The 9,195-nt window shown below is 39.6% G+C and carries 12 protein-coding genes; 5 read left to right on the top strand and 7 right to left on the bottom strand.

Annotated elements, in window-relative coordinates:
• Window positions 1-105: 105 nt before the first annotated feature.
• The 5 genes from ACS8FA_RS21460 to ACS8FA_RS21440 form a co-directional block, all read right to left on the bottom strand.
• Window positions 106-1,080, bottom strand: coding sequence for an OmpA family protein (locus tag ACS8FA_RS21460; RefSeq protein WP_439265271.1), 975 nt, complete (start codon window positions 1,078-1,080; stop codon window positions 106-108).
• A gap of 541 nt (window positions 1,081-1,621) precedes the next feature.
• Window positions 1,622-2,368 carry a glutathione S-transferase family protein gene (locus tag ACS8FA_RS21455; RefSeq protein ID WP_420230609.1) on the bottom strand — a complete coding sequence of 249 codons (747 nt, stop codon included), beginning with the start codon at window positions 2,366-2,368 and terminating at the stop codon, window positions 1,622-1,624.
• A gap of 71 nt (window positions 2,369-2,439) precedes the next feature.
• Window positions 2,440-3,291: an NAD(P)H-binding protein gene (locus tag ACS8FA_RS21450; RefSeq protein ID WP_439265269.1), complete on the bottom strand. Its 852-nt coding sequence runs from the start codon at window positions 3,289-3,291 to the stop codon at window positions 2,440-2,442.
• Window positions 3,292-3,401: 110 nt separating this feature from the next.
• Window positions 3,402-3,710: an antibiotic biosynthesis monooxygenase family protein gene (locus ACS8FA_RS21445; RefSeq protein ID WP_439265267.1), complete on the bottom strand. Its 309-nt coding sequence runs from the start codon at window positions 3,708-3,710 to the stop codon at window positions 3,402-3,404.
• Between the two features lie 92 nt (window positions 3,711-3,802).
• Window positions 3,803-4,417: an outer membrane protein gene (locus ACS8FA_RS21440; RefSeq protein ID WP_439265265.1), complete on the bottom strand. Its 615-nt coding sequence runs from the start codon at window positions 4,415-4,417 to the stop codon at window positions 3,803-3,805.
• A 281-nt stretch (window positions 4,418-4,698) separates the two neighbouring features.
• On the opposite strand from ACS8FA_RS21440, the gene ACS8FA_RS21435 reads away from it, so the two are divergent.
• From ACS8FA_RS21435 to ACS8FA_RS21425, 3 genes are all read left to right on the top strand, one after another.
• Window positions 4,699-5,079: a LysR family transcriptional regulator gene (locus ACS8FA_RS21435; protein WP_439265263.1), complete on the top strand. Its 381-nt coding sequence runs from the start codon at window positions 4,699-4,701 to the stop codon at window positions 5,077-5,079.
• 23 nt (window positions 5,080-5,102) lie between these two features.
• Window positions 5,103-5,636, top strand: a complete 534-nt coding sequence (locus ACS8FA_RS21430; RefSeq protein ID WP_439265261.1) for a LysR substrate-binding domain-containing protein — start codon at window positions 5,103-5,105, stop codon at window positions 5,634-5,636.
• Window positions 5,637-5,995: 359 nt separating this feature from the next.
• A complete protein-coding gene (locus ACS8FA_RS21425) occupies window positions 5,996-6,892 on the top strand; it encodes a 3-hydroxyacyl-CoA dehydrogenase (protein ID WP_439265259.1) in 897 nt (298 codons plus the stop codon).
• Between the two features lie 165 nt (window positions 6,893-7,057).
• On the opposite strand, the gene ACS8FA_RS21420 is transcribed toward ACS8FA_RS21425, so the two are convergent.
• Both ACS8FA_RS21420 and ACS8FA_RS21415 read right to left on the bottom strand, forming a co-directional pair.
• Window positions 7,058-7,303 (bottom strand): hypothetical protein, encoded by a 246-nt coding sequence (locus tag ACS8FA_RS21420; RefSeq protein WP_102078377.1) that lies wholly within the window; start codon window positions 7,301-7,303, stop codon window positions 7,058-7,060.
• 255 nt (window positions 7,304-7,558) lie between these two features.
• Window positions 7,559-7,711, bottom strand: a complete 153-nt coding sequence (locus ACS8FA_RS21415) for a hypothetical protein (RefSeq protein WP_439265257.1) — start codon at window positions 7,709-7,711, stop codon at window positions 7,559-7,561.
• 413 nt (window positions 7,712-8,124) lie between these two features.
• Between ACS8FA_RS21415 and pqqA the strand changes: the two genes are divergently transcribed.
• Together pqqA and pqqB are read left to right on the top strand one after the other, a co-directional pair.
• Window positions 8,125-8,199, top strand: a complete 75-nt coding sequence (gene pqqA, locus ACS8FA_RS21410) for a pyrroloquinoline quinone precursor peptide PqqA (RefSeq protein ID WP_082894360.1) — start codon at window positions 8,125-8,127, stop codon at window positions 8,197-8,199.
• 71 nt (window positions 8,200-8,270) lie between these two features.
• Window positions 8,271-9,182 carry a pyrroloquinoline quinone biosynthesis protein PqqB gene (gene pqqB, locus ACS8FA_RS21405; RefSeq protein ID WP_439265255.1) on the top strand — a complete coding sequence of 304 codons (912 nt, stop codon included), beginning with the start codon at window positions 8,271-8,273 and terminating at the stop codon, window positions 9,180-9,182.
• Window positions 9,183-9,195: the final 13 nt, after the last annotated feature.

Below are 9,195 nucleotides of genomic sequence, written 5' to 3'. Positions count from 1 at the left end.
CCTTTTATTTTTCTAAATCAAAAAATTCTTTTAAGAGATTTATGTATTCATAATAGTCACTAGCGACAACCGCTTAGATCTAAGCTAGTACTCATTTTTTAGGGCTTACTTAGTAGTCAAGCGTTCTTCAACTATCGCTATGACACGGCGGTTGAGTTGTCGACCTTCGGCACTATCGTTACTGGCTCTTGGTTGCAGTTCTCCATAACCAATGGCATTTACACGTTCTGCTGGAATATTAAAGTTTTCAATCAATACTTCTTGCACTGCATTGACTCGGCGCTGTGACAAGTCCTGATTATAGTCATCGCTACCACGACTATCAGTGTGTCCCTCAATGGTGGCAACCGTATTGGGGTACTGAGTCAAAAACTCTGCTAACTCAACTATTTTTGAATAATAGTCTTGTCGCACTATGGCTTTGTCTGTCTCAAATAACACTTCAAGATCAATCGTTACTTTTTCTGCTAAGACAGGCGCTGGGATATTGACAGGAATTACCATTGGTATCGCTTGCGGTTTGAGTACAACAGGCGTGGGACAATTAGGAATTACGCGGCTAATTTGATGAGACTGATAACGTTTGTTTTTTAGCAATTGCATAGCACTTTCAGCAGTAACCTGTTTCAGGTTGCTTTGCCCTGTTTCTGCCATATCGACATAAAAAAAGTAAGTCTGACCACCAGCAAGCTCAAAGTCTTTTTTGTTTGCAAGTAAATCATTGTTCTTAAATCCTGTTGCATGAGCACTTAGCTGATTAGTACCTATACAAGAATTCACTACCGTATAGTTGCCTTGTTGCAAGCTCACCTGAAATCTATTGTTTATAGCGATATTGGCACTAGTTTGCTCAGAGTAACTGTCATTACTTCTAACAAATACCAGTCTCGTTTGATCGGTAGGTGCTTTTTTTGCTAATAGACTGTCAGTGTTAGCGTCTACTTGTTTGTTCCACATCACACCATCGATACGGCGACTGTCACCACTATTATCAATACCAGTCACAGCACAAGAAGATAAGCCAAATAAAGCTATTGGCAAAATGATAGCAATCATAGTTTTATTAAATAACTTATCCATAGTTTTATCCTGACTTCTTGTATTATTTGGTTGTTGATACTTTATTGGCAGCGAAAGCACATGTTAATCAAAAGCTTATTAATTCCATTTATTCTTATAAATCTGTAATTAAGGAACTTTAGTTCTATACTTTCTATAGTATAACAAACTAACAAAGCTCAGTTAGCTGCTCATAACTTGTTTTCAACCATTCATCACGTTTTACTAGGCTAATTATGGTGAAATCAAAAATTAATAGCTTATTTTTTAATACCTTAGCTCCCACCCGTCTTTTAGCTATTGCGGCTTCAGATTGTTTGAAAATAATTCATTTCTCTTCTATAGCGATACAGACCTCACAAATCTATATCGATGCACAAATAAAAAAACCACCCTCACTATTCAAGTTAGGGTGGTTTTTTTGGTTTGAAATACTCTTTTATAAAGAAGTAAGATCTATGCAAGTATACGAATTTTAGTTTTATTAGACGATGTTATTGAGATTAGATCTTACTGTCATAATTGCATTTTATTATAGTCTTACCGCTGTCGTCACTCATTTTTACTGCAGCCAATCAGTCACTGCTTGTTTAAAACTAGGGCGTGCCACAATTGCATTTTTCCAACGCTCAAAATGTGCATACTGCGCAAAAGGATAGCCTACTCTACCTAAAACAACCAGTTGCGGAATCCAAGTAATATCCGCCAATGAAAAGGCGTCGCCAACTAGCCAATCATGATCTTTGAGACGTACGTCCATTTTTGCAAAACAGTCGTCAAGAACTGCGGTTGCCTTATCAATATCCTCTTGACTAAAACCATGTGTGCTACGATGCTCATGAAACGCTAACAGTGCTTTGTCGTAAGTTTGGTTTTTTCGGTATTCTATTAGTTCTTCTTCGCTAAGACCCGTGGCACTTAATTTATAATACATATAAGTTTTTATAGACAGATGATTATCTTTTGCCATATGCATCCAATCATACATGGCCTGCATTTCGGCTTCAGTATCAGGACGCAACGAGTTTGGTTCATAGATGGTGTCTAAATAATCAATGATATCGGTCGAATCAATAATAACCACACCCTCATCTACCAAGGTTGGTACCACACCATTAGGGTTGATTCCTAGATATTCTTTGCTACGCTGTTCACCTTTAGATAGGTCAATAAGATGGCTTGTCCACTCTAGCTGCTTCTCTGCTAATGCAATCCTTACGCGCATGGCACAGTTGGAAAATGGCGCGTGATACAAATGTAAACCTTCGAATTTGGTAACGGATTTATTTGTAGGCGTAATCATAGGCATAGCAGTCTTCCTTACATTTTGCATTACATCAAAGAGCGTTCAAATAATATCTAGCTTGAGTATGCGCGGTCTTATTGATTGTTAAAATACTCAGTCCAGCTCATATGTTCGCGCCCCACTACCTTGGCAAAATCGCTTTGGTTGTGCATAGCACCTATTGCTATTTGCTCGTAAATACCAGCGATTACTGTACCGATAAACTCGCCTAGTTCATCAATACGGTCTTGTTTGAACGCCTCCACGGTCATATAGCGATAACTAAGCGTTGTACCAAACCTGTCATTCAAGTACTGAGTGAGCTGCTGCTGGGTAATGGGTTCACTATTTAAATGGTAAATATTGGCATCGTGCTTAGCATTGATTAGCATTTGGCTATAAGCGACCGCCAATTCCTCATGAGTGGTATAGCCACACTTGCCCTCACCTGCACAGTTGGCAATCTTACCTTGCACCTTATAGCTATCGAGATAATCCACATCAGGCTCGATATAGATACCATTGCGGCCTATCACCCAATTGAGGCCACTATCTTTGATATCTTGTTCTGTTTGCTGATTACTCTTCACAATCGGCGCAAACGCAGTTTGAGTACTAGAACCCTGAATACTGGTATACACGATTTTTGTCACACCATTTTTTTTCACAGACTCAATGACATTGCGATGCTGACCAATACGCTTAGCAGGCTCATCCATACTAGACACCAGTAAAACGCTATCTATACCTTGTAATGAATTCTCAAGCTGTTGTACATCATCATAATCACCTGCTCTGACCTCGATGCCATACTGCTTAATCAAAAACTCAGCTTTGGCAGGAGTGCGTGCCAGCGCTACTATGTCTTTTGCGGCGTGCGCCTGTAGGAGATTCTCAATAATGGCAGACCCTAGTTTTCCATTGGCGGCTGTAACTGCGATTTTCATAGTGCACCTCTTTGATTCGCTTAACTAGAATAAAAACCGATTAAGGTTTATCTATTAACCCTAATCGGCCTACTGGTTTGCAACTGATTGAAATTGCTTTTTATTTCAAACTAATCTACTAAAGTATAGCGATTCATTGCCATCGTCTTTAAATCTATACTGCCCATAAATTCAGCTGCCATAGGTGTTTTAGTAAAACTTGTCATGGAAACATCCGCATCCGCTAACGTTTCCCAATGCACCACAACCACCCATTCGCCGTTTTCACCCATTGCTGACTCACGAGATACAAAGCCTTTTTGTTTTGCCACATGATTGACCTCAACGCTATGATCAAGAACGGCAAAGTCATCGTAAGAGATACTTGGTTTAAGTTTGAAAGAGGCAATCTCAATCACTTTAGCTTTTGAAATCTTCATAGTGATGCCTTTTGGATAGATTGATGATTTAAAATTTGTTTTAAGTATTTAGATACAGATGAAACATCGAGACTAAGATAAATTAAAAAACCTTAAAACCGATAGCGTAAGCCTAAGTTAAATTCATGAGCAGAAGCGTCGTTGATCTCAAAGCCATCGCTAAAGCCGTCTTGCCCTGTTTGTACGTCGCCACCAAAATCGATATATTGATACTCTCCATATAAATGGGTGCTTGAGGTCAATGCATAGCTTGCACCTGCTCCGATATTCCATGTAAGTTCGCTAGAGTCGCCATCAGCGTAGTTGTCATAATAGCCATATGCTTTGCCATCAAATGCGTCAAACCCTGCTACGCCAGTTCCGCCTAATCGAGCAGAATAGTCATTTTTTGAGAGGCCAATACCTGCCTTAGCGTAAGGGGTAAATGAGGCACTAATAGGGAAATCGTAAAACCCTTCAAGAGTCATCGTTAAGCTTTCAAACTCACCATCTAAAATGTATTGCTCGCCATCACGAGCGCCTGTACCGTAACGTGAGTCATCAATATCAAAGCTACGTTTTGCCAATCGACCTTCTATACGTAGGTTCTGGTTAAACTGATAACCTAATCCTATACCGCCGACCATACTATTATCAGCTTCAAATGAACTTGGGAAATCGTTATCGGTTGCAATATTATTACCATAGGCTTTTGAATCAGTGTCCACAATGCTATAGCCCAGTTATGCCGTGCCATACAGCCCTTCTGTTATATCTGCCATTGCGACTGTAGGTAGTGCAAATAAGCCCAAAACAGCAAAGGTAGATAATGCTTTTGCGTTGGTTAAAGATGTCATAAGTGTTCCCTAATTAAGAAGGTGTTCAAAGCCAATGGTTAGTGACTGCTTTATTAAAGACCTAATGTTTGATAAAGCAGTATTTAAAACTTGGGGTTTTTGGAATATTAAATTCTTGCAACCCGATGACAACCATCATATGCTACCAACTCATGAATAAAAACAGAGGTTTGTTCATACTTATTATGAAAGATTTCGATTACTTAGCGTTAAGCGGACAGCACTTGTCGGTATTCACAACCTTGCACGAAGTCGGTACAGTGACTAAAACTGCCGAACAACTGGATCTGACACAATCGACCATTAGCCATAGTTTGCAAAAACTCAGGCTAATATTTGACGATGAGTTGTTTGTGCGTTCGGGTAGAAGCGTGATGCCGACCCAAAAAAGTGAATATTTATATCAAGAAATTAAGCCGTTATTAGTTCGGCTAGATGAGTTAACGCAGACCCAAGAGTTTGAGCCAAATTTAGCTCATTTTGATTACACAATTTTGGCAAATAATTATCAGGTGGGTGTGTTCTTAACATAGGTAATGCAAAAATTAGCGCACAAGTGGCCTCGTTTCGCTTAAACATACTGCCTTCTCGCAAGCCTAATATTGAGCAACTCCAGCAACATAATGTTGATGTAGCATTTTCTCCTTTTGCCCCTGATCACAATGACATTATGAGCGTACGCTTATTTGACGATGTGGCACGGTGTTATTACGATCCTGCGTACCGCTCACCGCCAGTAACCGAGCAAGATTTTGATAACGCTCGCTACGTGGGGCTAAGCTTTACCAAAGGCGCGTCTGCTAGCCAAACGGATAAACGTATTATCCAAGCGATAGATGCCAATACCGTCATACGCACTAATAGCTTTGCGACGATGGCAACGTTCGTTAAGGGGTCAGAGTTAATGGCCATTGTCCCCAGTAAATTGAATACGTTGGGATTTGAGCATTTAGACAGCGTGGCATTACCTTATCAACCCACACCGATTACCATGCGGATGCTGTGGCACAAAAAATATCAAAAAGACCCTAAGCATCAGTGGTTTAGGGAACAGGTTGTCGCGTCTACTGATATTTTTAGAACATACTAGGGTCTGTTGAGTACTCCTACATCTCTGCTTATGTCCTCCTTTACAACCTCGTCGACAATATTTTGACATCAACAGTCATTAAAAATGTCGTTATGATATGAAATTAGCCTTAAATTATCATAAAACCATTAGGTGTAAAGTTAATAATATAGTCATTAAGTTTTTGAATTACCTATAAATATAACAAGTCAAGTGGTGTGCAATTATCTTATGCCTGCATAGCAATATTTCTGAGTTCTCTTAAATGTTTTTATAAAAATGAAGGTTGAATAGTAAGGTAAAACTATCTAATAATAGATCTATAAGTTCTAGACATTTATCTAGCAACTTATATCCACTACTATTAGGAAATAAATACAATGACGTATAAAAATGTAACTGTCGCGGGAAGCGGCATCCTAGGCTACCAAATTGCTTTTCAGGCCGCATTTCATGGTTTTAATGTCAGTGTCTATGACATCAATGATGAGGTTTTAGAAAAAGCAAAGTCAAAATTTCAATTGATGTGCAAGGCTTTTAGAAAGGATTTGAGGGCAACTCAAGAGCAGTTGGATAAAGCTTTTGATAATCTCAGCTACACCTCAGACTTAGCAGAAGCAGTCAAAGATGCTGATCTAATGATTGAGGCCATACCCGAGATTCCTGAAACTAAAATCGAATTTTATGAAAAACTTGCCAAACTAGCGCCAGAGAAAACCATCTTTGCGACCAATACCTCTACCTTACTTCCTAGTCAGTTTGCAGAGTCAACGGGACGACCTGCGCAGTTTTTAGCGCTACACTTTGCCAATAAAATTTGGATGCATAATGTCGCCGAAATCATGGGACACCCTGGGACAGATCCTAACGTATTTGATGAGGTTGTTGCTTTTGCTACTGCCATCGGTATGGTGGCAATGCCGCTGGATAAGGAGCAACCCGGCTATATTATGAACAGTTTGTTGGCGCCTTTTATAGATGCAGCTTTGCAATTGGTTGCAAAAGAGGTCGCCGATCCACATACGATAGATAAAACGTGGATGATAGTAACTGGCGCACCGTCAGGTCCCTTTGCCATATTGGATACTATCGGTATCAATACTGCCTACAACATCACGAAGCTATCTGCTGAAAAAACTCAAAACCCTGTAAGGTTTAAGGCTGCTCAATATTTAAAAGAGCAATTAATCGATCAAAACAAACTAGGATTCGCGACTGGTGAAGGTTTCTACACTTATCCAAACCCAGCCTTTATGCAGCCTGATTTTTTGAAATAAAAAACCGCTTTCAAACTGGCTCTAAAACACAAAAGGCCATTCAAGCTGTATATTGCATCGCTTGAATGGCCTTGTCAGTCGCGCATTTTATCTAACTAAATATCTTGATATTAGGGTTTACTTTCGGCGATGACTATCCAAACCTATCTACGTTATGTTTGTTCACTAAAAAGAAAAGTCATATCGCGTCAATGCAACGATCTCAATTGGCACTGCATACTTCCAAGGCATACCGCCCGTACAATAGAACTGGCCATCTTCAAAAGCCACAATGCGAGATGTGAAGTCATTACCTACCTGATCTTCTATAGCGTTCTCATCACTCTCGTCACTCACAGCACACCATATACTTTGATAACCTTCCTCAAGCATTGAACGAGTTAATTCGCTTCCAACAGTTACTGTATCCATGTTGTTACTCCTATTCAATGACAATGATTAGTAAGCTAAACAAGTGGCTTCATAACAACAATTACTTGAGCATCTTCGAACCTGTTATATCTATCGTTGCAAAATATTGATGATTAGACAGATGAGCTTATAAATAGATAGTACAGATGTAATGTCAACTAGAACAAGAAGTTGTAGACAGATGGTAGATTTTCGTGCATAGGCTGTAAAACTAATCTGTATGTAGAACGTAACAGTCATTATATTGATAATGAGTTATAGCCCTACATCATCATGAGTAAGTGCCACTCTCTTTACTGAGACAGCGTACTCCCATAGATCACCTTTATCACAAATGAACTGGTCGTTATTAAAGGCTACAATAGGAACCAATAATTCGTAGTAACCATTATCTATGGTTGCTGACATTTTCCAAGATTGCTTTGGTTAACTCACTGCCTTGTAATTCAGCAATCATCTTCAGGCTCCAATATCTATCAAGTTAATCTATTACTTTATAGATAAATTCGGTTTTTGCAATATACGTGTATAACTCATAAGTTCTCGAAATACGCTTAACTCACTGCAAGCAGATTTTTTATAGTGATAATTTATGCTCAATCTATTCAAAGGTATTTTTAATCTTATGCCCAATATGTTGTCTTTTTCGCACGAAAAAACAGCTTTCATTTATGCTATAAAAGACTGCTTAATCGATGCTCGTTAACGCTTTACTAACATCTAAGAAATTGACAGCGGGGGGCAGCTTATATTACCCTTTATCACTCATTCACTTTATTAATCTTACTTCTTAAATAGTAAGATAGTTCCGGAGTAATCCCATGCAGTGGACCAAACCAGCTTTTCAAGACATTCGTATCGGTTTCGAAGTGACTATGTATTTCGAAGCACGCTAAAACTCATTAGCACTCAATCCATTAAAAGCCCTAGATGATTAGGGCTTTTATTTTTTTGGAAATATTGATTTATGTATATTCACGTTTTAGGCTCAGCTGCTGGTGGTGGTTTCCCGCAGTGGAACTGTAACTGCGATAATTGCCACGGTGTCCGTCAAGGCACGATTCAGGCAAAAACCCGCACCCAATCTTCGATAGCCATATCAGAAAATGGTGTGGATTGGATCTTATTCAACGCGTCACCTGATATCCGCCAACAATTATTTGAGTTCAAGGCAGCACAGCCAGCACGTCAATTGAGAGATACAGGCATCACCAATGTGGTCTTGATGGACAGTCAGCTTGACCATACGACGGGGCTATTGACCCTGCGTGAAGGTTGTCCAATTCCTGTTTGGTGTACTGACATGGTCTATCAAGATCTAACAACAGGATTTCCTCTCTTTAACATGTTGAAGCACTGGAATGGCGGTTTGCAATACAATCAAATTGGTCCAGAAAAGACGTTTAAGATTGAAGGATTTGACAATTTAGAATTGACGCCCTTGGTGATTAGAAGCTCTGCACCGCCCTACTCTCCGCATCGTAATGATCCGCATGATGGCGATAATGTTGCCCTGATTGTAAAAGACTTAAAAACACAAAAACAACTCTTTTATGCACCAGGTCTAGGTAAGATTGATGATCAAGTCATGCAGATCATGAAAGTTTCTGATTGCGTGATGATTGACGGTACGCTATGGACTGACAATGAAATGCAAGAACGCGGTGTCGGTACAAAAACTGGCCAAGACATGGGGCATTTACATATTAGTGGTGAAGACGGCTCGCTGCATTATCTAGATCAGCTCGATGACGCTCGTAAGGTGCTGATCCATATCAATAACACCAACCCGATATTGAATGAACAATCCGAACAGGCCGCGACATTAAAACAACATGGTGTTGAAGTAGCATTTGATGGTATGCAGATTGAGCTTTAAGACAAAAGGTAAG

The organism is Psychrobacter sp. 1Y1 (assembly GCF_051847395.2).
Taxonomy (GTDB): Bacteria; Pseudomonadota; Gammaproteobacteria; order Pseudomonadales; family Moraxellaceae; genus Psychrobacter.
Note: the sequence above shows the minus strand (reverse complement) of the source record. Positions and strands in the feature narration are given on the sequence as shown.

Bases quoted from the DNA above. Each gene is read 5' to 3' on its own strand.
- ACS8FA_RS21435 (WP_439265263.1), top strand. From the start codon at position 4,699: ATGAATAAAAACAGAGGTTTGTTCATACTTATTATGAAAGATTTCGAT.
- ACS8FA_RS21420 (WP_102078377.1), bottom strand. From the start codon at position 7,303: ATGGATACAGTAACTGTTGGAAGCGAATTAACTCGTTCAATGCTTGAG.
- ACS8FA_RS21445 (WP_439265267.1), bottom strand. From the start codon at position 3,710: ATGAAGATTTCAAAAGCTAAAGTGATTGAGATTGCCTCTTTCAAACTT.
- ACS8FA_RS21450 (WP_439265269.1), bottom strand. From the start codon at position 3,291: ATGAAAATCGCAGTTACAGCCGCCAATGGAAAACTAGGGTCTGCCATT.
- ACS8FA_RS21455 (WP_420230609.1), bottom strand. From the start codon at position 2,368: ATGCCTATGATTACGCCTACAAATAAATCCGTTACCAAATTCGAAGGT.
- pqqB (WP_439265255.1), top strand. From the start codon at position 8,271: ATGTATATTCACGTTTTAGGCTCAGCTGCTGGTGGTGGTTTCCCGCAG.
- ACS8FA_RS21415 (WP_439265257.1), bottom strand. From the start codon at position 7,711: ATGTCAGCAACCATAGATAATGGTTACTACGAATTATTGGTTCCTATT.
- ACS8FA_RS21425 (WP_439265259.1), top strand. From the start codon at position 5,996: ATGACGTATAAAAATGTAACTGTCGCGGGAAGCGGCATCCTAGGCTAC.
- ACS8FA_RS21460 (WP_439265271.1), bottom strand. From the start codon at position 1,080: ATGGATAAGTTATTTAATAAAACTATGATTGCTATCATTTTGCCAATA.